Source organism: Persicitalea jodogahamensis, assembly GCF_014651615.1.
Classification (GTDB): domain Bacteria; phylum Bacteroidota; class Bacteroidia; order Cytophagales; family Spirosomataceae; genus Persicitalea; species Persicitalea jodogahamensis.
This window is the reverse complement of the sequence record NZ_BMXF01000002.1, coordinates 54,507-77,600: the sequence shown is the minus strand read 5'-3', so window position 1 is coordinate 77,600 and position 23,094 is coordinate 54,507. Positions and strand designations below refer to the sequence as shown.

The window sequence follows — 23,094 nt, the reverse complement described above, 5'->3', positions numbered from 1 at the left end:
GGCTATCGCGCCACTCATCATAATCCGGCCGATCAAAAATACCAAGTACCTTGCATAGCAAAGTACCTTTCCATACCTTTGTCGTGTTGCAAGTGAAAAAGCGTTTGCATCTGTTAGCCAAGAAAAATAAAGAAAGTAGGATTAACCCCGTGCGCAAGCATACCCAAAATCATGAAACATTATGAAAGTTGAAAACGCCCAGGTGCAGATGCGGAAGGGAATCCTGGAATTCTGCATTCTGCACGTCATTTCGCGCGGCGAGGTGTACGCTTCCGACATGCTCGACGAGCTAACCTCTGCCCGCATCATGGTGGTGGAAGGTACTCTTTATCCGCTGCTGACCCGCCTCAAAAATGCCGGGCTTTTGGATTACAAGTGGGTGGAATCGTCGTCGGGGCCACCCCGCAAGTATTACGTGCTGACTGACGAGGGAAAGCAGTTCCTGGATGCCATGCAGGAAACCTGGCTCGATTTGGCCGCCTCGGTACAGATGATTATCAAGAAAACCGAGGCCACCGCCGACACCAACTAAACTTCCCGATCCTGTTTACCCCAGACATTCGATTAACACTCCCATGAAAAAGACCATCAGTATCAATATCGGCGGCGTAGTTTTCCATATAGAGGAAGACGGTTACGAAAAGCTGCGTGACTACCTCGGCTCGGTGCAACGGTACTTCTCTTCCTTCGCCGACAGCAAGGAGATCCTTTCGGACATCGAGGGCCGCATCGCCGAGCGTTTCATCGCCAAGCAAAAAGCAGAAGCCAAGCAGGTCATCTCGCTCGAAAACGTGGACGAACTTATCGCCGCGATGGGTACCGTGGCGGACTTCGAGGCCATCGACCAGGCCGAAGACCTGCTGACCGAGCCCTTGCAGGCGGCTTCTACCCATCCTCAACCAGAGCCTGCCAAGTCTTCCTCTACTAATCCGCCCCAAGCCGAGACCGTTCCACCTAAAGGTACTTTTGCGGGTGAAGAATCGGCCCCGCGCCGCCTGTACCGCGACCTGCGTCGTAAACTGGTTGGCGGGGTGGCATCAGGCATCGCCCACTACTTTACGGTAGATCCATTGTGGGTGCGGCTGGCCTTTTTGGTACTCGTGATCGGCTTTCCGATCGGCAGCGGTATGATGAACGGCGACGACGATGTCGCAGGCTCGCTGAGCGGACTGACGGTACTGATTTATATCGCTATGTGGATCGCTTTCCCCGGTTCAAATGAGCTGGAAGAAGACAAGAGCATTAAAAAGTTTTACCGCGATCCCGACCGCAAAGTCATTGGCGGTGTAGCGGCAGGAGTAGCCTCTTACTTTGGGGTAGACATCGGTGTGGTACGCTTCCTGTGGGTGCTGTCCGTCTTCCTGTTCGGTACGGGTTTCCTGATATATATCGTGCTGTGGATCATTTCGCCTTCGGCCCATACCCTCACCGAAAAAATGGAGATGCAGGGCGAGCCCATCACACTCTCCAATATCGAAACCAACATCAAGCGTGGTCTGAATCTGGAAGAATCGCCCACCACCGGCGAATCAGGACTTACCCGGCTGCTGCTCTTCCCGTTCCGTGCCATTGCCGTTATTATAGGTGGGTTGGGTAAACTACTGAAAGGGATCGGTCCCGTCCTGCGGATAGTGATCGGGGCGGTTCTGGTGGCCGTGGCCGCCGCCGCTCTACTAGGCCTGATCGTGGGCGGGAGCATAGGGATGACGATGCGCGACATGGTCCCATTTAGTGATATTCCGCCGCTGCTTCTTTTAAACGAAGCACCTTCCACCCTCATACTTTCCATCGCCCTGCTGGTAGGCATTCCTTTTCTGGTAGTACTGTTACTGGGACTTACCCTCATCGCGAACCGCCGCGTGGCGAGCGGCACACTCTGGCTCACGCTGGCCGGCTTGTGGGTCGTGGGCATTATCGGTGTGGCCACAACGGGCACCCTCTATCAGCGGAATTTTGCCCGCCGGGGCGAGGTACAGCAAACCGATCTGTACGCCGTGAACGGTACGCCCTTACTGGATGAGTACGACAATGACGAAGACAACGGCAACAATTGGGATGTGCGCCTGATGATCGAAGGCTACTCCGGGGATAGCATTCAGGTCGAAAGGGAAATTACGGCCCGGGGCCGCTCCACAGAGGACGCCCGCCGCAACGCGATGGACCTGAATTACCGCATTATCCAAAAGGACTCACTTCTGCGCTTCGACGAGGAACCTACACTGGCGCCCGGTGGCAAGTACCGCAACCAGGAGGTTCGGCTGCGGGTGCTGATGCCCTACGATCGTGAATTTGTGATGACCCGTAACTTCTTTTACCGCAAGATTTCCAACTGGGAAATAAGGGATCAATACAGCGAACTCGACCGTAACGGCGATCGTGAAGACTGGCGAAAACTACGCTGGGCCGTCAGGCGCGACTCCGGGCTGGTATGTCTGAATTTGCCCGAGAAGTACCGAAAAGAAAGAGATTTTGACGAAAATGACCAGGAAGAGTACAATGACGATAGGGGGAACGACCTCGGTGCGTTGTCACTGGATGAGCGGGGTGATTATGTGAGAGAATTCGACGTCCGGGATTTCCAGAAGGTGGAAGTCGGCGGGGCTTATTCCATCGACCTGCAGCGGGGCGACAACTACGCGGTGTCCGTAGATGGAGACCGCGACGATGTGGACAAGGTCACGGTGTCAGTCCGTGATGGCGAACTTCTGGTCAGGAAAAGAGATAATTCCAATATTTTCAACATTAATGATAAACGTCTCGGACTACGAATCACGATGCCTGATCTGCGGGATATAAAGCTTTCGGGTGCCAGCAAAGCCCGTATCTCGGGCTTCCAGAACCTGGATCGCCTGTACGCCGAGTTGTCCGGGGCCGTGGAATCCGAATTCGACGTCCGGGCCGACCGCCTGGAACTGGAAGCAACGGGTGCCTCGAAGACTACGCTGACAGGCCGCGCCCGGACGGCAAAAATATCCCTGACCGGAGCCTGTAAACTGGACGCCAGCGGAATGGAAATGGATGAAGCCGACGTACGGGCCGTCGGAGCCAGCAAAGCTGAGATGGGTAAGGTCAGGCGAATAAGCAAGACGACCGTCGGCGCGAGTAAAATAGATTAGCAATAGCAAAAACTAGAGACTGAAGCAACTTTTAAACTACTTCGTGCATCTCTTGGGTAATGGAACTCCTAACCTTCACTTCACTATAAATCGACTCATGAAAAAACTACTCACCCTCTGCCTCATCTTACTCACCATCACCTCCTGTTCCTCGCAGAGCAAAGGTCCTGAGCGTACCCGTACGCTGAAAGTTTCGGATTTCTCCAAGCTCGATTTGGGGAGTGCCTTCAAAATCAACGTCGAGCGGGGAAACAGCTACCGCGTGGAGGTAACGGGCAAAGAGGACGACCTTGACGATCTGGAATACGGCGTGAGCCGGGGCAAGCTCCACATTGGCTACAAGAATAGTTCGTGGCGGAAAAATCGCGAGAACGTCAGCGTAGAAATCACGATGCCCAACCTCGACGGCGTGGACTTCTCGGGAGCCTGCAATGCCAAAGTAAAAGGCTTTCGTGGCGGACGCGGCATGGATATCGACGTTTCGGGTGCTTCCCGCGTCGAAATGGACTTCTCGGCCGATAAAGTAATGGTGGACCTTTCCGGAGCCTCGCGGCTAACCCTTTCGGGCCGGGGGGAGAATCTGGAAGGCGAGATGTCCGGTGCCTCCACTTTCGATGGCAAGGATTTCCCGGTAAAGGAGGCAAATATAGACGCTTCGGGAGCCAGCCGGGCTTCGGTGGTGGCCAGTTCGGCCCTGCAAGCCGACGCCAGCGGCGCGAGCAGTATACGCTACTCAGGCAGTGTAAGCCAGGTACGTTCCAGTAGCTCGGGCGCAGGGTCAGTACGGAGAGAGAATTGAGCAAATAGTGCTGGCGAGAACCCGTAGCGGCAGCTCGCTTTATGAGGTATGAATGTGCGATTATAGGTCAAACCCACATACGGGTGGCCAGTTCCATGATGAACTTATGCGGTTTCCAAAATATACTGTGAAAATGAATCGGGGAGAGGCGATTGACAAGGTCAGAGCATATCGACTTTTGCTGCAGGATCACTTCCAGCTCGAAGGCGTGTACCTCTATGGTGCCTTTGCCAGCGAGAACTACTCCGGCGAGGGCAATATCGACGTCGCCGTAGTGGTCGACCGGGTCAGAGGCGACTATTTCTCGGTGAGCCCGCTGCTGTGGCAGCTGCGAAAAAAAATCGACGACCGGATCGAGCCAGTACTTATTGAAAGGGCCTTTGACGATGTCACTTTTCTGAAAGAGGTGCAGAGACAAGGCATCGAAATTGCGTAATTCATTAAAGCTTGGATTAAGGACGAAAGCCGGAAAATTTCCGGCTTTCGTCGTTTTTTAGCCGCAGATGCATGATATTTACGCCCGCTTCGTTGAGAAGCAAAGCAGTGCGTCCGGCTATGAGCAGAATATTTCCCCTTTTTATTTTCCTACTTTTCGGGCTAACTACCAGCCCAAATCTGCATGCACAGATTCGCATAGAAGGTCTGGGCAGTGGCATTCCACCGCAGGGACTTATTACGCTCATCGGTGGGGCGGGCGTGGCCTACTATCAGGGCGACTTGAGCGACGGTGTAGATTTTGCACACTTGGGCCTAGGCCCCAATCTGGCCTTAGGCGGTATGTATCGCCTTTCCGAACACCTCAGCCTCCGCAGCGAATTGCGGTACTATCAGCTACAAGCCGACCAGAAGAACTCTCGTAACTTCGTCAACAACCTTTCCTTCCGCACCCGCAATCCCGATTTTTACGTCGGAGCGCAAGGGGATCTGTTTGGCTTTACGCGGAAGGCGCAGGTTAACCCTTACCTTTTCGGGGGTGTAGGAACTACTTTTCTTAATCCCAAAGCCCAACTTGATGGTACCCGGTACAGCTTGCCGCCACTAACCACCGAGGGTGTAAAGTACTCCCGGACCCCATTGCTAATCGTGGCGGGCCTTGGTGCTACGTTCCGCCTCACCGACCGCTGGGGTCTTGGCCTGGAACTCTGTAATAACTTCCTGAATTCAGACTACCTCGACGACGCCAGTAATGTATACCCCCAGCCCGACCAACTACCCAGTGATCTGGCCCGGCGGCTCTCCGACCGCAGCCCCGAAATCGGCGAAGCTCCCCGGCAGCCAGGCTTTATTCGCGGCAATCCGGAAGTAAAAGACTCCTATATTTTTCTAAGCGTGAAGGCGCAATACGTGCTCACGACCAGATTTTTTGCCCAGCAGCGGAAGAAGACGAAATGTCCGAAGTTTTGAGCGTCACCTCCTACTCCACTCTGATCTCCCCGATTTTCGGCACGATCTGAATCAGAATTCGCTGGTTTCTGGTTTCCTGGGAGCGCGGAAACCGGCCGATGCCGCCCGTCCCGGAACCAGCCACCTGTATCTCACAAATCGTCTGATCAAAGCGGATGTTGCGCGCGTTCCAAAGATTTTGCACTGCCAGCGCGCGCTTGTAGCTGAGCGTATAGTTATCGGGATAATTATCTTTTGAGGCCATGCCTTCAATAATGACCACGTACTTGATGTCCTGTCCGGCGTACTTGGTTTTCAGCGTGTCGATGAGGTTACTGATGGATTTCCCCACGTTGACCAGGTACTGAACATCGCTGCCCCGTATGACGTCGCTCTTCTGGGCAAACTGAATATTCTGCACCAGCGAGAATCGTTTGTACACCGAGTCGTAAGCAAAGTACTTGCGGGGCAACTCTTTTACCGCCGCCTGTACTTCCTTGATTTTATTAAGTTGTTGCTGGGTAGCGCGCTGCTGATTCGTGAGTTTCAGGTAAGTGAGTACGTAAAGCACCAGCATGATGAAGAACAAACTCGTCATCAGATCGGCAAAACTAGGCCAGAAAAAACCGGAATTTTGGGATTTCATGCGCGGTTATTTTCCAGAAATCAAGCGCTTAAACCGTGCGCCGAGCTTGCGGTTAGCGCGGTCTTTCTCCGTCTTTGCCATCAATTCGAGCAAAGCGGCCATCTTGCTGTTGAGTTCGTCGAGCCGCTGACGGGTACTTTCACTTTGCGAAGCCGAGCTGTCTTTGAACTGCGAAACTTCCTGCGTGATCGTGGACAGATGCTTCAAATTATGCAGGCTGTTCTGGCTGCCCGAGAGCGCCAAGCGCAACGATTCGGTTTCGTCTACGGTAAACTGCTTCACGGCCTCGCTGGAATTCAGGATGTGCTGCTCCAAATCCTTGAAGGAGCCGGAAATGGCGTGGCCTACGTCAGCTACGGCGTTGGCGGTAAAAGACTTGTGCTGCTCCAAATTGGCAAAATGAGCCTGCAAAAACTCCATGAGCTGCTGGCTTTGGCTAAGCTTGTTGTTCAGGTTATCAGCGATGGATTTGAAATTCTCGGTCCGTTCCAGCAATTGATTGGTGCGGTCCACGATGCGCTCCGAATTAGTTACGAAAGCATTGACGTTCATCATCGAGCCGTTGAATTTTTCAAACTGCTTCACCGATTGCTCCAGCTGCTGCAGTACCGTGAGGTTGTATTGGGTCATTTCCGATACCTTCATCTTGTCAATGGAATCCAGCAAATCCCGCTGCGCCAACACGGTCTTGGTGTTGGAGGCAAAAATGCCCGACAGGTCTTTCAGGTTAGCGGTAAACTCGCCGTTGAATTTCATCAGGTTGCGCTGCAAAGATTCCAGCGTCGCCGCCAATCCCTGGTTGATGATTGGTAGTAGTTCCACCTGCACAAACGTGTAGAACTCGTTCTTCCGCGCTTCCACCAGCGTACGCGACCCTTTGAATGAACCGCCCGAGTTGATAATGGTGAGCGCCAGGCCCGTAAAGCTGGCAATCATCGCAATTTTCACTCCACCAATTAATGATGAAATGCCGTCGTTCAGTAGCAGATTGTTGGTTTCGGTATCTATCACGCCTGCCATATCCGGCATACTGAAAAGCCCGATGACTATGCCCAGCATGGTACCCATCAAACCCAGGTACAACGGCACGCTGATGGACAGGTTAATATCTTCCTCCACCGCGCTGACGTTCCGCTCCACGATGTCCTTTATCAAGCTAAAATCGGACGACGCACCCCGGTTACGGATGAGGTAGTTGTTGAGTGAAAAGAGAATGTTGGTGAAAATCGGGTTCGCCTCGGCCTTACTATCTATAATGTTTATTTGGGTCTTGGGCAGCGAATTTCCCTGCGATTGGCTTTCGTCATCCTCAAACAAACTGGCCGTAGGATGCGCGGTTTCTGGTTCGCCGGAATCCGCAGCCTCTAAGTGAATCCCCGATGCCCCCTGATATTTTCCCTGAAACTTCCCGATGTTTTCCAGAATGACCCGCGGTGAGAATCTCTCCAAATCCACCAGAAAGAGACGAATTTTCGCCACGCTCAATTCCTCCGTTTTAGGAATGATATTTCGGAAAATACGGATCTGACGACGGGTACGGAAAAAGACGACGAATTGGATGAAAATGATGATCCCGATCAGGAATACTTCGAATATTTCAACTTTCATACCGGATGCGGGCTTTGGTAATTACCTTCCATCGGTCACCGACGAGTTCAGCAATTCCATTTTCTTCGGTATATATTTTCCGGGCTTTGGGGTCGAAGGCGTTTGAGGCGTCACAGACCGGGTCAATGTTTTTATCAGGATACGCCAACGCCAATCGCACCGACGCTTCATGTTCGTCGATCTTGAATTTGGCCTGGTTGCCTTTTATATTTTGAAATTTATAAATGGATGCACCTTCCTTGTAAGAAGCGTTGGCTGAGCTGTTATTGAAGCTACCGTCGGCATTGGGTGTGGACAAATAGAAGGTATGGATGACTTCCTGTGGTTTTGAATAAGAAACCTGGTTTGTCGTTGGCTTCACCGCTTGTTCATCGGCACTCGACTTGGTTATTTCCATAGGGACATCAGCCCCCAGCACTTTTCCCCGGATTATCTTGAATGCCTCCGTGAGCTTTCCGAGCTCACTTTTGAGTTCGTTGACTTCCTTCCGGAGCTGTGCTATTTCTCTATCTCTCGAATTACTGAATGTATTCATCACTAAGTCTAACTAACTGAGTTTTCTGGATTCGTATCTAGGCAGGTAACAAACGCAGTCAACTATTCACAGGCGTTACTTCTCCCAACTGCTTCGACAAATGATTGATGGCACCGATGATCGGGTAGAAGAACAGGGTTTCTTCGATTTCTTTTTCGTCCGAACGTACTTCGTCCATCTTCTTGGTGTACTCCAACCCCTCGGCCAGATAATCCCGCAAGTGCCGGTTCAGACCATTCTTGAATATTTCCAACGCGCTGTACGAAACGCCGAAGTTGTCCGAGAAACTCATTTTCTTGTCCAGATCAAGAAATATCCGGTTGAAATCAGCCACGTAATCCGTGATTTCCGTCTGCACTTCGTTGGTCAAATCCGAATAGCGAAGGCGGGTGATCGATTCGTCTTCCAGCCCCGTCAGAATGGCCTTTATTTTCTTGATATTGATGTCCAGATCTTCGGGATCGGTCATCAGGCCACCTTTGCAGGTTAGCTCCTTCGGAATATCCTTTTCAGCTTTGATCACCAGATCTTCCGTGCCAAATTCTTTTTCAAATACTGCCGCAAATATGAGTTCGGAAAATTCTGAAAGCGTACGCTGGTTGCGGGTGATGATGCTCAGAATCTTGGAACCCGTTCCGCTGAAGACAATATTCTTGGGCAAATCGGTATCCGGTAGTTTCGTTTTCATCAACTGCGCCACGTGGTAGATGATGGCGGAGTAGAAGTACAAAAAGATAATTTTGTAGTCGTTGTCCTCAGCCAACAAAGCGTTGAATGAAAACATATTGGCATCCCGAATGCGGTAGTTTTTCTCGAGCGAAAAGAGGAAAGCAATGATATCCTCGGACTTGTTTTTGTCCTTGATCGAATCGAGGACTTTCATCAAATCGTACTGCTTGTTGGCGCTCAACAAATTCTCGTAATGCGCGGCGTATTTCTTGATCAGTCCGTTGGAAGTTGCCCCGAATTCGTAGAAACCGTCACCAAAAATGGCGTTGGCCGCAAACTTGAACGACGATAGCAAAATGGGTCGGCTCGACTTGAAAACGACCACGTCCGTGGTACCGCCGCCAATATCGATCGACACCACGGGCGAAAAAGTACCACCAGGTAACTGACCCGTGTTTTTGTAGTAATAAAAGGGCGCAAGCGACTCGCTGATGCCGATTGGCGGATTGGTGGCGTTGAAGTACTTTTGGTACAAATCCCTGATCAAACCTTCCAGGCTGTCTTTCCGGTTGTTGGTCATGCTGCTCGGATAAAACCAAACCAACTTCGTCTCGGTCAGGTTGCCGCCGTTACGAAGTACCTTGTTTCGCATCAGCAAGAGCAATGTCTCAAAATAGGCCCGAATCCGCTTGGTGTTGCCGGGCTCCACCTTGGCCCATTTCAGGTTCGACTTGATTTCGTTGACGCCGTCGTGCGTTTTCTCGTACGTAAACGGGATGTTGAAGTCGGCCAGGCTATTGGTTTCCTTGTTCAAATCCAGGTCTTTGCCCTCGCCGGAAACCGTCCGCGTCGGAAATTTGAAACGATTACTACCGCCCAGTTGCTCAGGCAGGAACTCGTAGTCCACGAATTCGCGGATGGCAATCGCGCCGGACCCGCCAAAATCCTCGCTCGTTTTGGCCGAGTCGAATAGCGTAGCGATTTGCATGTCCTCTACCGTAATATCGAAAGCCTTCGGAGCCGATGCTCCGGCTTTGTATTCGATGTGGGTATTGGTAGTTCCAAAATCCAGAGCGAAGGTGAAAACCGTGTTACCGTTCTGGAAGTGCGGCCATTTGGGAATAACGATCCCGCCCATGTCGGTTTGTCCCGTATCCTGCACGTAGATATAGTCGAACTCCTTGTCCAATACGTAGTACTGCGTGGTAGCATCAGCGGCCTGCTTGCGGGTACGCTTTCGAGGCTTGCCAGAGCCGGCCGTTTCTTCGTTGACAATCGAAATCGGCACGTTGGCACGCTGATTGAAGAATTGCAACGCATAGTCCGAATTCTTGAACACGCCCGCCACATTCCGGTCGATCACCTGCACCCGATAAGGCGAAGCGACGTCCGGCAGATTGGTTTTGACAAACGGGAAGAGCGTCAGTCCTACCTGCTGCTCCACGACCACGCCTTTATTATCGGCCTCGTCGGGCTTCGTGATCTGGTGTTCCAGCGACTGGTAGTAGGTCCGCTCGAAGGCGATGTACTCACCCTCCTTCATGATCGGAATCCGCAGCGTAACCCGCACGCTGCCCGCCACGCCCTGCGTCATCTCGAGGCCGGGCTTGCCCGGCCCGCCCCCCAGCAAATCGTTGGGTGTGAAGTAGTCGAAGAATTGTTTTTTGAGCGGCAGCAGAAAGCCCTTGGAATCGTCACCGACTTCGGCGTTCACATTGCCGTCAAAGAATTTTTCCTTGTTGATCGGATAAACAAGCCGGATCAGGTACGGTTCCAGGAAATCACTGACCGTAAGATACGGGTACTGAATCCGGGCGCCGGGCAAGCTGCGTTTTTCCAGTGCAGCCTCATCGGCATAGGGTACTTCTACGGTGTGGTCCCAGTTATCGTTAACGTAGCGCAGCCGCTTGTTGAAGTTATTTTGCAGCACCAGCGGCGTCTGTCCGGTCGGCGTTTTTGAGGCATTGATCCGAAAATCGCTTTCCGCAATCGATCCCAGGATATCTTCCTTCTTACGTTTGCGCAGCGGCACGCCCAGTACTTCAATGATGTCGCCCGCCTTCCCTGAATCCAATTCCGAATAGTTTATCAAAAAATCGGCGGGATTCAGCTTATTGATTTCCTCGTAAAGCGCGTGATTTTTGCGATCGAGAATCGCCAGGTTTTTGTCCAGATAATCGCTTACGACTTTCATCCGACTGGCCAGCAGCGGATTAGCCCGAAACAGGTGATGGAAGTACTTCTGAAAATCCACCTCGCGCTCATACAGCGGTATGTAGTTGTGATCGAACAACACGTCGTTTTTCGTGAGTTTGATCTGAGCGTGTGTGAGGTCGTTAGCGGTAGGAAAAAACAGCGTGGCAGGAGAAGTGCAACCGATAATCTTGTGGTTGAATTCCAGAATATACAGCCGCCGCAGTAAGTCAAAATTGTACGATTCCTTGTCCTGTTGCAGGTACAGTTCCAGCGTTTCGGCCAGGCGGCGGTGCGCGTCGGACGAAGCTTTCATCTTCGCGATTTCCGCGTCTTTATCCCAGACAATGACACGCAAATTCTCCCGTAGGCTATCACTATTGAAAAGCATTTCGGCCAGATCCAGCGTGTCCGACACCAGCTTTTCGTCCGTACGTCCCGCCAGCACGTTCCCGTTACTATTATAGGCTTTCAGTTCGGGCGTTTTGTTGATATTGCGGAAAGCAGTCTTGGCCAAATCGATCCGCGCGAACGGACTTGGAATGGCGGGTGAGAGCGTCTCGCCGCTACCCCCTTCGGGATCTTTGATGGACTCTATTTCTTTGTCGGAGTAGGCATCGGAAGAGAACCAATCTTTGCCGCCCCGGTTGGTATGGCCGAATATTTTGCTCATAATATTATTTCTTAAACCCGAATTTCTCGGTCAGGATTTCTTCGGTGGTGTCGAAAAACAACTTGACTATTTTTTGCTCTGCCGAAGGGAAAGTCTTGCCCTTGGATTGTTTGCTCAGACCGTCGTCGAAGTACGCGTAATCGACCTTTTTTTCAAACCAGCCTGACTTTACGGTCTTGTCCACGACCAGGGAGTCAATGGTACTGTTGAGGTTAAAAGGTGTGAAACCGCGCCGATTGCTCGACATTTCTTTCAGCCAGTTTCCAAAGGCGGTCATGAATTCAGAGAGGTTGGTACGATAGAAAGAATCGCTAAGAAAAGCGCGGTCGATAGTAGGCGCGTCGTTGCTCCATGCCTGCTTTTCGATGGATTCGTTCAGGCGTTCATCAAGGAACTTCTTGAACAAAGCAAGCTGCGAAAGCCGCAGGCTGATTTTGTATTCGGTGTTGTCCTCAAAGTCCGAAAATTTAAAATCCGGCGAATCATTCTTCATACCAAATTCCTTATAAATCGGTTTCACCGCCTTGCCACCCGCCGATTCCAGATCGCGGTCGGGCATTTCCAGAAAGTCGATAACGGCCAGGGCCGAGACCATTTCAATGAAGTGGGCGTCGTTTTTCTGGCCTTCGTTGCCCGCGTCGTTTTTGTAGGGCTTGCCGCTGTAGTCGTCGTTAATGTAGTACAGCGCGTTCACCGAATTGTTACCCGTTACATTGTCCTTGTAATAGTAGAGCGCGGCTTTGGTTTTTGCAATAAAGTCCGATTTCTGAATCGGGCTATTAGGGTCTTTTTCAATATTAAAATAGGGAAGTACCGAAATCGCCCCAATCTTGGCATTTTGCAAAAACCCCTTGCCGTCGATGTTGCGGTTGTTCATCGCGTCGCGGATATTTTTCAGGATTGTCGGAAAACCTGCCGCCCCCGTGCCACCAAAGATGGAACTAATGATAAAAATCCGGTCGTCGGCGTTGAAGTTGGACGCCACCTCCTTGAACTCCTCCGAATCCTTAAACTGATTCAGCACCACGCTGCCGATGTTGGGGTTGCCCACAAAACCGATGTCCATTTCGACATCCAGCAGGTTCACTTCCTCGTCGCGCTTGTTGATCGACTTGCCCGAAAACAAAATATCGGCCAGCGCCCGGTTGGGTTCGCTGAGTTGGGCGAAGTCGATGTAATCCTTGAATTGGGTATTGGCGACCTGTTGCAGATTAAAGGTAAAACTACCCGAAAGGCGGTTTTGGGAGGTCACCAACTTGTCGAGCGTCGTGATGCGCGTGCCGAAAAAGCCGCTGTCCGCGCCCGCCCGCTCGGCGATGGCCTGGTAGTTTTCCAGCATCCGCGCGGTACGCTTTAAGTCCTCGTTGGACTTGTGAGGGTCGATGATAATGGGGACGATTTCAAATTCCGTCGCGGAATTTGGTTTCACGCCCGAAGCCAGCAGCATGGTCAGGGATTTGAGTACCCTGGAACCAGTACCGCCAATAGCAAATACGAATAAGCGAGCCATTTTTTTAATGATGAATTATGAGTGATGAAGGATGAATTTTAGGTTTTTATCACCCTTTCGTTTTTTAAATTGGCTTTTCTTGTCAAGATTATACTCCTGATGATTTTCATCAGTTCATTGCAATCTTTTATTACCGAGTCGAACTCGTTTTCAGTGAGGTACCCTGTTGCTTTCATAAGTTCAAGCCAATAGAGTGTTTCATCACATTCTTTTTGGGCGATTCCAAACTTGTGAATAAAATCAGCCCCGGATTCTGCATTAGTTGACTCCCTTACATTGGCTCCAATTGATGTACCTGATTTAAGTAATTGCCTGGTTAGGACAATCTCATGATGATTTTTGCTAACAAATTGGCATAGCTTCACTATCCGTACTGCAAAATCAAAGGATTTTCTACGAATGACATTCTTATCTTCCATTAGCTAAGATTTTAACCATTCATCCTTCATCACTCATCATTATTTATTACGGTTTCCAGAAAGTCGTGTGCCGGCAATTGGTACTTCCTGACCGGAACACCGGAATACTGCTGATGATAACTAACAAAATCAAACTCCATAGGGCGTTGGAAAAGCCGAAGCCGACACAATCCGAGACATTCAATTTCAGCTGGTTACAGAAGTTGCTGTCTTGAATGTCGTTATAGGGAATGGCAAAGGCAACCAGGAAATTCAGCAATACCAGCCCGAGCGCAAAAAACCACCAGTGCCTGGCTTTGTTATAGCGCGAACTGTCGACAATGTAGTACTGCAGCGCGAATGTAAAAACTGTGGTGACGACCATAATCCAGCCGATGTAACTGAACCAGGGCGTGGCGATGTAGTCGGTACAGGTGACATCGAAGCCGCGCAAATGATCGCCCATGTCCTTGGAAAAGAAAGGAATCAGGCCAAACCACTCGTACATCTTGGCAAATACTTCTTGCATGGCGTTTATCTTTTAATGGTTAGAGGGATAGTGTACAGAGGGTTTGCCTGGGAGCGCGGATAAAAGGCGTCGCTCACGCCTTCCACCAAATAACTGAAACCGAATGTCTTAGTGGCTTCGTCGGCGGCGGTTTCAATTTGAGTGTCGTCTTCGCTCGAAGAAGCGTACACCCAGCCAGGTACTTTGCCAACGACGTCGATTTGTAGTTTTTCTTCCTTCAAATCGGTAGTTCGCAAAGTCAGTAAATGGGTGAAGCCGCGCAGCGACACGTCATTCTGGTCGGTAATGGGCTTTGCTTTCAGACTGTAATTTGGGTCGTTTATTTTGTAATTGGTGCTATCCAGAAAGTACCCGGCATCCTGCATGCTTTGCGAAAAATTCACCGCTACATTGAACTCGAAAACGCCTTTGTTGCGGTCGTCACGGGCCGCCTGAGCGTCGGAAATGATGCCCTGCGCCAATGATTTTGAATCAAACTCGCCAATGCGGGGACGATACTGGATTTTGAACGGTGGCTGGCTGGCATTACCGGCGGGCTGAATGACCAAAGCGTTCGAGAATCCATTCCGGGTTTGAGCTAAAATTTTGGAATCCACCACGCTTTGAATCTGCGCGGCGGTGCCGATCAGCCATACGTAGTAAGGCCGCTCAGCGGCAAAGCTGGCGTGCGGCTTGTCGTTGCGGTCGTAATAAGTACCCTCGAACTGCGCCTGACCTTGCATGATGGCTACCGACAAGCTTGGATTATTTCGAAGGGCAGCGACGAATTCGCTACGAATCTGGGAGCGTTGGCCTTCCAGGTACCGCACTGCGTCTTTTCCGCCGGGCGAAAAAACAAAGTCGGAAATCAAGACCGAAAGCTCGTCTGATTTCTGCTGATTGAGAATCTGGCTCAGAATTTCACCGATGTCCGAACTACCCCGCTTACCGCCCTGCGACTTGAAATTACCGCGATTAAGATTTTGATAAAAGTCAGAAACGTCCGTTTTGGAAGCCGCCGCCTTGACTGGTATAATGGTCGAGTTGATGTAGTTGAGGTTCAGGGTGTCGGTAGCCGGGTAGTTTTCAAGATTCGTCAGCAGGTCGAGCATCGTCGCTTTAAAAGCTGTCGAGTTGGCATCGACGTAGCCGTCCATGCTGGCCGAGTTTTCCAGAAACACGCTGACATTGAAACTACCCGCATCGGAAGTTCCCGCGCCGGGTTGCCAGATGTCAGTGAGAGCAACGTTCGTTCCTTTGGCGTCGAAGTACTTTTTAAGGTAAGCGGCCACTTTGGCGTGGTCCACTTCACCGCCCTCGGTTTTGAGGGATTGAAATCGTCGGTCGTCCGAGTTTCCGATGCCGACTACCAGAGTTTCGTACTCTTGCTGGTCGATGCGCTGATCGTTTTTGGCAAAATCCAGGGACTGTTCCTGAAAGGTGTCGAAATCGTAGCCCTTGTCGCCGCCGCAACTTTGCAACAGGAAGAGTAGAGTCAGAGGGATAATACTGAATAAGAACGCGAGGGGAGTTTTCTTCATTTGCATTAATTTTTGCCCCTAATATAGGACGCTGGAACGGCTTTCGGGTGAATTATTTGTTAAGGGTGCTGATTGCCCGGATGACTGGATCGCTCAGGCAGATTCTGGACATTATTTGAAACGTTAAGTAAGCCAGGTTATTCTAAGGGACTAAAAATCTGGCTAGCCATCCATCAAAAAATCCCGGCCACGTCGTGGCCGGGATTTGAGGGTAATCCAGCAAAAACTACCTCTCACTGATAATTCGCGTCGTAGCTCACCATCCACTGAATTCCAAACGTATCGGTAAGCATGCCAAAATAGGAGCCCCAGAAAGTATCCTGCATAGGCATATCGGCCTTTCCTCCGGTGGATAGGCCGGCAAAAAGGCGATCGGCTTCTTCCTTACTCTCGGTGCTGAGCGAAATTGAGAAATTTGTGCCGACCTTAAGCGGTTCTCCCATACCTTCCATAATATCCGAGCCCATGAGTACATCATCGGGAGAAAGCGGCAGCGCAATATGCATAATTCTGTCGCGAGCATCGTCGGGAATTTTGTCAGCGTCCGGTATCTCGCTGAAGCGCTGGAGCATGGCAAATTCACCGCCGAAAACAGATTGATAGAACTTAAACGCTTCCTCGGCGGTACCATCGAAATTAAGGTAAATGTTGGCTTTGGGCATAATGGGTAAGGGTTTAGGTAGAGAAATTTGATATACAGAAGACCAAATTAAAGGAATTTTATCATACATATCAAATATATGATAAAACTAAAACCTAGACCATACGCACCTTCTCTATTTTCTCTTGAAAAACCACAGAATCCCGACGGTAGAAAGGATAACCAGAGCCACCACGAGCAGCTTCGTTCCGATCCCTTCGTTGGGATGTTCCAGCAAGTACCTGATTTCCTTAGCCTGGGTGCCAATCCACATCGCCAGCATCGTGCGCGGAATCATACCAAGGGCACCACCCAATAGCATTTGGGGTAGTCGTGCTCCGGCCAGGGTAAAGATCAGGTTGGTAATGGCAAAGGGCAGTGCGGGCGAAAGTTTTGTAAAGAAAATCAGCCGTACCGGATCTTCGTGAAAGCGTAGCAGTAGTTTGGCCGCCGCCGGATAGGCCGCCTGAATCTGGGGTAAAAATGAAAGAGGAATCAGTTTTTTGCCCATAAAAAAAACGATTCCGATCGCAGCAAGGTTAAGCAGGAAGAGCAACGGCAAGCCAATCCAACCCAGAAAATAACCGTAGACCAAGGCCAGGAATGTGGGCGGTGTAAGGGCAAGGGCGGAAGCAAAGGACAAACCCAGCGTAATAAGAATCCATTGGGTCAGGGATAATCCTGCCCAGAACTCTTCGTAGCCGACCGCCCAGGCGGTCAGCAGCGAACTGGTTAGCAGCGGCATGATCGCCAGCACCGTACTCAACACCAGCGGAAGCGGGTATTTCTTGAAAATTGGGTTCGCCAAGGGTCTTTTCGTAATTTTGGCATAAAGGTAACGAAGCCGTCGGGTTTGTTGAACGATTAAAGGCAAATCGGTTTTTGCTACTATACTATATTCGTCATCCTGAAAATAATGCGACTTTGTCGCGCTGATATTGAAAAATGAAATTCGCTACTAAAGCCATCCACGCGGGCGTCGAGCCTGATCCTACTACGGGCGCGATCATGACGCCCATATACCAGACTTCTACCTACGTGCAGGAAAGCCCCGGCAAGCACAAGGGCTACGAATACTCACGCACCCACAATCCTACACGTACGGCCTTGCAGAATGCGCTGGCCGCGCTGGAAAATGGGAAGCACGGCATTTGCTATGCTTCGGGCCTGGCTGCTACCGACGCCGTTTTGAAGTTGTTCCGTCCCGGCGACGAGATTATCTCCACCAACGATTTGTACGGGGGTACTTACCGGATCATGCGGAAAGTCTTTGAGCCGTTCGGATTGAAATTCCGGTTTGTGGACATGACCGACGCGGCCAATGTCCGCGAGGCAATCACGGCAAACACCAAAATGATCTGGATCGAGACACCGACCAATCCGCTATTGAAAATTATCGATATCGAAGCGGTGGTAAAATTGGCTCAGGAAAAAAAGATCATGACTGTAGTGGACAATACCTTCGCCACGCCTTACCTGCAAAATCCGCTGGATATGGGGGCCGATGTCGTGATGCACTCCGTGACAAAGTACCTTGGCGGGCATTCTGATACGGTCATGGGAGCGCTGGTCTTGAACGACGACGATCTGGCCGCGCAATTGGCTTTTATTCAGAATGCCAGCGGCGCAGTACCGGGGCCACAGGATTGCTTTCTGGTACTTCGAGGCTTGAAAACCCTGCACATCAGGATGCAGCGGCACTGCGAAAACGCGACCAAAGTTGCCCAATGGCTGGAAGCACACCCGAAAGTCGGCAAAGTGTTTTATCCTGGCCTGAGCAGCCACGCCACGCACGACCTCGCCACCCGCCAGATGCGCAACTACGGCGGCATGGTTTCCTTCGAGCTGAAAGGCGACGACTACGCCGAAGCCATAAAGGTGATGGAAAGCCTGGAAGTTTTCTCGCTGGGCGAATCACTGGGGGGCGTCGAATCCCTCTGTACCCATCCCGCCAGCATGACCCACGCCAGTATTCCCAAAGAAGAACGTCTGAAGGCAGGGTTGAAGGACACGCTGATTCGGCTTAGTGTAGGTATTGAAGATGCCGACGATTTGATCGAAGATTTAGATCAGGCTATACAAATTTTAGGTTAAAGGGTTAAAGGGTTAAAGGGTCAAACGGTTAGAGAGACACGCAATCAAAAATCAACTGACTATGGATGAAAAGAAATATCAGTCTTTTGAAGATTTGATTGTTTGGAAACAGGGAATGGAACTCTGTATCGAGGTATATAAATCCATGAAGGAATGCCGTGATTTTGGCTTCAGAGATCAAATCCAAAGGGCGGCAGTTTCTATCCCATCGAATATTGCCGAAGGTTTCGAGCGGCAAACAGATAAGGAATTTGTTCAGTATTTATTCATTGCCAAAGGCTCGTGTGGCGAAGTCAGAACCCAACTTTATTTGGCAGCGGAATTAGAACACCTGCAAAAACCCCAAGCTGGGGAACTAGTCAACAAAGCAAAAAAACTATCCTCCATGATTCAGAACCTTATTAAAGTCCGCAAACACTAATCGCATAGTCTATTCAGAAATTTAGTTAAACCCCTTGGACCGTTTGACCCTTTGACCTTTTAACCAAAAGAAAGCTCCCACCATGCTACACCTCCCACGCCGCCCGCGCCGCAACCGCCGCACTGCCGCCATTCGCGAAATGACTCAGGAAACGACCCTTTCACTGTCAAATCTGATTTTTCCCATGTTCGTGCTGGAAGGCTCCAACGTGAAAAGCGAAGTGAAGTCCATGCCCGGCATCTACCGGTTTTCGCTGGATACTTTGCTGGAAGAAATCCGGGAAGTTACCGACTTGGGTATTCAAGCCATTTGTCTTTTCCCCAACTACCCCGAAGAAAAAAAGGACAAGCGCGGCACCGAATCCTATCGTGAAGGCACGCTGTATTTAAATGCGCTAAATGAAATCAAGAACAAGTTCCCTGATTTGACCCTGATGACCGACATCGCCATGGACCCGTACAGCAGCGACGGTCACGATGGGTACGTGGAAAACGGCGAAATTGTGAATGATATTTCGGTGGAGATTCTGGGCAAGATGGCCCTGGCACAGGCAAAAGCGGGAGCAGACATTCTGGGCCCCAGCGACATGATGGACGGACGAGTGGGCTATGTCCGCGGATTGCTCGACGCTGAGGGCTATACGAACGTAAGCATCATGTCCTACACTGCCAAATACGCCAGTGCATTCTACGGCCCGTTCCGGGATGCACTTGATTCAGCGCCGAGATTTGGTGACAAAAAAACCTACCAGATGAGTCCGGCCAATGCACGGGAGGCCCTGGTGGAAGCACAACTCGATTTTGACGAAGGCGCGGACTTCCTGATGGTAAAACCGGCTATTCCGTACCTCGACATCATTAAATTGCTGCACGATAATTTTGATATTCCTGTTGCGGCCTACAACGTGTCGGGTGAATATGCCATGATCAAGGCTGCCGCTCAAAACGGCTGGATTGAGGGAGAACGCGCTATGCTCGAGAGCCTGATGAGCATCCGTCGGGCCGGTGCGAAAGCGATCCTGACTTACTTTGCCAAGGAATTCGCCTTAGCGCAAAATGGATAAACAAAAAGGAGCGAGTCGTGTGGCTCGCTCCTTTTTGCTTATTTTTTCCGATCCAAAATCACCAGACCGATACCCGCAACGAGTACGATGGCCCCGGCGTAAGTTGGCCAGCCGACTGATTTTTGTTTGTCGGCATTGATCTCAACAGGACCAATATCTACCACTTTTTCTTTTTTGGTATAGTTGAATCCGTTGAAAATCAACATACCAATGCCGATAATAGCGAGGACGATTCCGAGCGCTTTCATACTAAATAGTTAGGTTAAGTGAAACAAAATTTGGTTCCAAAAGTAGTCTTATTTTTAAAATAACTTGATTGTAAAACAATCGAGCCACTTCCTGACACCCTACTAGTAAGCAAAAAAGAAACCAATATCAAAATATGGTTTCAAAAAAATTGGCTAAATCGTACTTTTACACAATCACCTTCACTTATCCGTTTCGATGAACTCAACGCTCCTGCTCAACACTCTTCTCGTTAACGAAGGCACTTGCCTTGAAGCCGATGTGCTGATTGAAAATGGGCGCATTTCCCGCATTGGCAGCGATTTGCAGCATCTATCAGCAGACCGCGTGATTGATGCAGCAGGTCAACATCTGCTGCCTGGCCTGATTGACGACCAAGTACATTTCCGGGAGCCTGGCCTGACGCACAAGGCCACGATCGCCACCGAGGCCCGCGCCGCGGTGGCGGGCGGTACAACGACGTTCATGGAGATGCCCAACACGGTACCTAACGCCCTTACGCAAGAGCTTTTGGAGGACAAATACCAGATCGCGGCGGATACCTCACTAGCCAACTACTCCTTTTACATGGGAGCGTCCAACGATAACTACGACGAAGTGATGCGCACCGATCCACAGCGTGTATGTGGCATCAAGGTGTTCATGGGGTCGTCCACGGGCAATATGTTGGTGGATGCACCGCAGGTTCTGGAAAAACTCTTCGCCGATGCGCCCTGCCTGATCGCCACGCACTGCGAGGATGAGCCTACCGTTCGGCAGCGGATGGAATTCTTCAGAGAGAAATACGGCGACGACGTACCCTACGATATCCACGCCATCGTGCGCAACGAGGACGCGTGTCTCAAATCCTCCGGCTTTGCGGTAGAGCTCGCCACCCGAAAAGGTACCCGGCTGCACATACTTCATATCTCAACGGGTGAAGAAACGGGCCTGTTCGACATCGGCCATCGTGTAAACGGGCAAATTCTCCTGGCTGACGGCACTCCCAAGCTAATTACCGCCGAAGCCTGCGTTCATCACCTCTGGTTCGACGCCGGAGACTATCGGGCCTGGGGAACCAAGATTAAATGCAATCCGGCCATTAAAGCCGAGCCTAACAAGCAACAAATACTGCAGGCCCTGCTCGACGACCGCATCGACGTCGTTGCCACCGACCATGCCCCGCATACCGCCGCCGAAAAAGCGCAACCGTACTGGCAGGCACCTTCGGGTCTGCCGCTCGTGCAGCATTCATTAAACGTGATGCTGGAATTTGTGCCTCAGGGAAAAATTTCGCTGGAAAGGGTAGTGGAAAAAACCAGCCACGCCGTGGCCGACTGCTTTCAGATACAGGAGCGTGGCTATATTCGCGAAGGCTACCATGCCGACCTCGTACTGGTGGATCTGAAACAGATGACCGCAGTCCAACCGGATACTATTTTCTCCAAGTGCGGTTGGTCGCCTTTCGAAAGTACCCGCTTTCATTCGCGCGTTACGCACACTTTTGTTTCCGGCCATTTAGCGTACGAGAAGGGAAGCTTTAACGAAATGGTCAAAGGCCAGCGGTTGACATTTTCACGATAAAGAACGCCGGCCCGGTTTCTGTTGATCGCTATTTTCAGGCAGTTCATCAACGAAAACTCCCAATTCAGGTAAAATTTATTGACACGTGCAACCTTTTCGCTGATCTTACCATCCATACGTTCAACGGACAAGCTCTCACCTTCATTCAATCCTCAGCCAGGACATGATCGGAGCGTTTGAAACTGGAAAATTGAAAAATATTTTAGGAAACAAGGTACTATGTATTGCATAATACCCAATTAATTTCCTATATTTGCCTTATCAATGAAAAACCTCTCCCTTCAACGCTCTAACTGAAATTGCCATGAAAGCTCTTAAACTATTGACCGTATTGTTCTTAGTGAGTTGGCAGGCCAATGCCACCGGATTTTCACATAACATGCTGGTGGCACAGAAAATGCTCAATGCTAAGGAAAAAAGTGCTTGCTGCGTAAACAATCAAGCAAAAAGCTCATCGCTGCAGCTAGTCAAAAAGCCAACTGTAGTAAAGCCAACCACCCACCCGGCGGCCACTGAGTCGGCGGAAGAGGAAGCTACTTTGAAACCTGCAATCGCCGCAGTGTCCATCTCGCAGCATATTGCCCGCTGGGTAGTGCGCATCGTGACGGTTGGCGGTGAAGTGCTGACCGAAACACTCGTGTCGGTATTCTCTTCGGGAGCTAAAAGTGCGCTACCCGCTAACGCCAGTCTGATTTCTTTGACCGACAATGTACTCTCCTACCTCTTGGTACCGCTCAAAGTGTTTCTTTGAAAAGGTACTTTGCGTAATTCAACGCTAACGCCGGTTGTCTTCAAAGGGCTACCGGCGTTTTTTTTGTGCGATCAGGAATGCTTCGCTTCCGGCACGGGGCTGAATGGAATTGTAGCAGGGCTCTAAAACCAATACCTCGAATTCAGTTTCCAGCAGAGCCTGGTACTCTGCCCGGCTGCCGCCGTATGGCGGGCCACCCGGAAAGTCGCGGTCAAACAGGACGCCGACTAATTTTCCCCCTTCCACCAACAACCCGTTCATCTGCCGGACGTACTCAGGACGCAAAACCGGATCGAGGGCACAGAAGAAGGTCTGCTCTACGATCAGGTCATACTGTCCCGCATGCAGGAAGAAATCCTCGTGGATTAGATGCAGACCGTTTTCCGTATAAGATGAAAACTTCACTGATAGCCGTTCGACAAGCACCGCCGAAATATCCACCACTGTGACATCGGTGAATCCCTGCCTCATCAGGTACTCAGCTTCATAGCTATTGCCGCCGCCAGGAATCAAAATTCGTATCGATCTGTCTGTCAGCCCGTCGAAGTACTTTTTCAGGGGCGGCGAGACCGTGCCCAGGTCCCATCCCGTCTCGTGCCGAGTGTAGCGGTTGTCCCAATAATTTGCTTCCATATTCATGTGTATTTCCCAATACGTTTCGATTTGGGGAAATTATTCTCTGCAAACTGCAAAAACAATAGCCCAAAATAGTCAAATCCGCAGTGGTATGGAGTTTG

General features: G+C 50.7%; 22 protein-coding genes. 10 read left to right on the top strand and 12 right to left on the bottom strand.

The window, feature by feature from the left end; all coding sequences use genetic code 11:
- Window positions 1-181 precede the first annotated feature (181 nt).
- The 5 genes from IE117_RS10455 to IE117_RS10435 all read left to right on the top strand — a co-directional run bounded on the left by IE117_RS10455 (window position 182) and on the right by IE117_RS10435 (window position 5,319).
- Complete coding sequence (locus tag IE117_RS10455) at window positions 182-532, top strand: PadR family transcriptional regulator (protein ID WP_189564375.1); 351 nt, start codon at window positions 182-184, stop codon at window positions 530-532.
- A 43-nt stretch (window positions 533-575) separates the two neighbouring features.
- The gene (locus tag IE117_RS10450; protein WP_189564374.1) at window positions 576-3,116 is read left to right on the top strand and encodes a PspC domain-containing protein; all 2,541 of its coding nucleotides are present in this window, start codon (window positions 576-578) and stop codon (window positions 3,114-3,116) included.
- A 97-nt stretch (window positions 3,117-3,213) separates the two neighbouring features.
- Window positions 3,214-3,915: a head GIN domain-containing protein gene (locus IE117_RS10445; RefSeq protein ID WP_189564373.1), complete on the top strand. Its 702-nt coding sequence runs from the start codon at window positions 3,214-3,216 to the stop codon at window positions 3,913-3,915.
- 127 nt (window positions 3,916-4,042) lie between these two features.
- On the top strand, window positions 4,043-4,351 hold the full coding sequence (locus IE117_RS10440; protein WP_189564372.1) for a hypothetical protein: 309 nt from the start codon (window positions 4,043-4,045) through the stop codon (window positions 4,349-4,351).
- Between the two features lie 119 nt (window positions 4,352-4,470).
- Window positions 4,471-5,319 (top strand): outer membrane beta-barrel protein, encoded by an 849-nt coding sequence (locus IE117_RS10435; RefSeq protein WP_189564371.1) that lies wholly within the window; start codon window positions 4,471-4,473, stop codon window positions 5,317-5,319.
- Window positions 5,320-5,329: 10 nt separating this feature from the next.
- Here IE117_RS10435 and IE117_RS10430 read toward each other — a convergent pair whose 3' ends face one another.
- From IE117_RS10430 to IE117_RS10385, 10 genes are all read right to left on the bottom strand, one after another.
- Window positions 5,330-5,944: a hypothetical protein gene (locus tag IE117_RS10430; RefSeq protein ID WP_189564370.1), complete on the bottom strand. Its 615-nt coding sequence runs from the start codon at window positions 5,942-5,944 to the stop codon at window positions 5,330-5,332.
- Between the two features lie 6 nt (window positions 5,945-5,950).
- On the bottom strand, window positions 5,951-7,552 hold the full coding sequence (locus IE117_RS10425; protein WP_189564369.1) for a hypothetical protein: 1,602 nt from the start codon (window positions 7,550-7,552) through the stop codon (window positions 5,951-5,953).
- The gene (locus IE117_RS10420; protein WP_189564368.1) at window positions 7,542-8,087 is read right to left on the bottom strand and encodes a hypothetical protein; all 546 of its coding nucleotides are present in this window, start codon (window positions 8,085-8,087) and stop codon (window positions 7,542-7,544) included. The genes IE117_RS10425 and IE117_RS10420 overlap by 11 nt, the downstream gene beginning before the upstream one ends.
- A 58-nt stretch (window positions 8,088-8,145) precedes the next feature.
- On the bottom strand, window positions 8,146-11,622 hold the full coding sequence (locus IE117_RS10415) for an acetate and sugar kinases/Hsc70/actin family protein (RefSeq protein ID WP_189564367.1): 3,477 nt from the start codon (window positions 11,620-11,622) through the stop codon (window positions 8,146-8,148).
- 4 nt (window positions 11,623-11,626) lie between these two features.
- Entirely contained in the window at window positions 11,627-13,132 is a 1,506-nt protein-coding gene (locus IE117_RS10410; protein WP_189564366.1) for a hypothetical protein, read from the bottom strand.
- Between the two features lie 38 nt (window positions 13,133-13,170).
- Window positions 13,171-13,551 (bottom strand): four helix bundle protein, encoded by a 381-nt coding sequence (locus IE117_RS10405; RefSeq protein WP_189564365.1) that lies wholly within the window; start codon window positions 13,549-13,551, stop codon window positions 13,171-13,173.
- Window positions 13,552-13,597: 46 nt separating this feature from the next.
- Window positions 13,598-14,059 carry a hypothetical protein gene (locus IE117_RS10400; protein WP_189564364.1) on the bottom strand — a complete coding sequence of 154 codons (462 nt, stop codon included), beginning with the start codon at window positions 14,057-14,059 and terminating at the stop codon, window positions 13,598-13,600.
- 5 nt (window positions 14,060-14,064) lie between these two features.
- Window positions 14,065-15,579 (bottom strand): hypothetical protein, encoded by a 1,515-nt coding sequence (locus IE117_RS10395; protein WP_189564363.1) that lies wholly within the window; start codon window positions 15,577-15,579, stop codon window positions 14,065-14,067.
- A 233-nt stretch (window positions 15,580-15,812) separates the two neighbouring features.
- Window positions 15,813-16,241: a VOC family protein gene (locus IE117_RS10390; RefSeq protein WP_189564362.1), complete on the bottom strand. Its 429-nt coding sequence runs from the start codon at window positions 16,239-16,241 to the stop codon at window positions 15,813-15,815.
- Window positions 16,242-16,355: 114 nt separating this feature from the next.
- The gene (locus IE117_RS10385) at window positions 16,356-17,027 is read right to left on the bottom strand and encodes a VTT domain-containing protein (RefSeq protein WP_229580707.1); all 672 of its coding nucleotides are present in this window, start codon (window positions 17,025-17,027) and stop codon (window positions 16,356-16,358) included.
- A gap of 137 nt (window positions 17,028-17,164) precedes the next feature.
- On the opposite strand from IE117_RS10385, the gene IE117_RS10380 reads away from it, so the two are divergent.
- The 3 genes from IE117_RS10380 (at window position 17,165) to hemB (ending at window position 19,797) form a co-directional block, all read left to right on the top strand.
- On the top strand, window positions 17,165-18,313 hold the full coding sequence (locus IE117_RS10380) for a cystathionine gamma-synthase (protein ID WP_189564361.1): 1,149 nt from the start codon (window positions 17,165-17,167) through the stop codon (window positions 18,311-18,313).
- 61 nt (window positions 18,314-18,374) lie between these two features.
- Window positions 18,375-18,734 carry a four helix bundle protein gene (locus IE117_RS10375; RefSeq protein WP_189564360.1) on the top strand — a complete coding sequence of 120 codons (360 nt, stop codon included), beginning with the start codon at window positions 18,375-18,377 and terminating at the stop codon, window positions 18,732-18,734.
- Window positions 18,735-18,816: 82 nt separating this feature from the next.
- Complete coding sequence (hemB, locus tag IE117_RS10370) at window positions 18,817-19,797, top strand: porphobilinogen synthase (protein ID WP_189564359.1); 981 nt, start codon at window positions 18,817-18,819, stop codon at window positions 19,795-19,797.
- 38 nt (window positions 19,798-19,835) lie between these two features.
- Here hemB and IE117_RS10365 read toward each other — a convergent pair whose 3' ends face one another.
- The gene (locus IE117_RS10365; protein ID WP_189564358.1) at window positions 19,836-20,045 is read right to left on the bottom strand and encodes a hypothetical protein; all 210 of its coding nucleotides are present in this window, start codon (window positions 20,043-20,045) and stop codon (window positions 19,836-19,838) included.
- Between the two features lie 196 nt (window positions 20,046-20,241).
- On the opposite strand from IE117_RS10365, the gene IE117_RS10360 reads away from it, so the two are divergent.
- Together IE117_RS10360 and IE117_RS10355 are read left to right on the top strand one after the other, a co-directional pair.
- Window positions 20,242-21,606: a dihydroorotase gene (locus IE117_RS10360; protein WP_189564357.1), complete on the top strand. Its 1,365-nt coding sequence runs from the start codon at window positions 20,242-20,244 to the stop codon at window positions 21,604-21,606.
- Between the two features lie 304 nt (window positions 21,607-21,910).
- Window positions 21,911-22,357 carry a hypothetical protein gene (locus IE117_RS10355; RefSeq protein WP_189564356.1) on the top strand — a complete coding sequence of 149 codons (447 nt, stop codon included), beginning with the start codon at window positions 21,911-21,913 and terminating at the stop codon, window positions 22,355-22,357.
- A gap of 48 nt (window positions 22,358-22,405) precedes the next feature.
- On the opposite strand, the gene IE117_RS10350 is transcribed toward IE117_RS10355, so the two are convergent.
- Window positions 22,406-22,990: a methyltransferase domain-containing protein gene (locus IE117_RS10350; RefSeq protein ID WP_308439282.1), complete on the bottom strand. Its 585-nt coding sequence runs from the start codon at window positions 22,988-22,990 to the stop codon at window positions 22,406-22,408.
- Window positions 22,991-23,094: the final 104 nt, after the last annotated feature.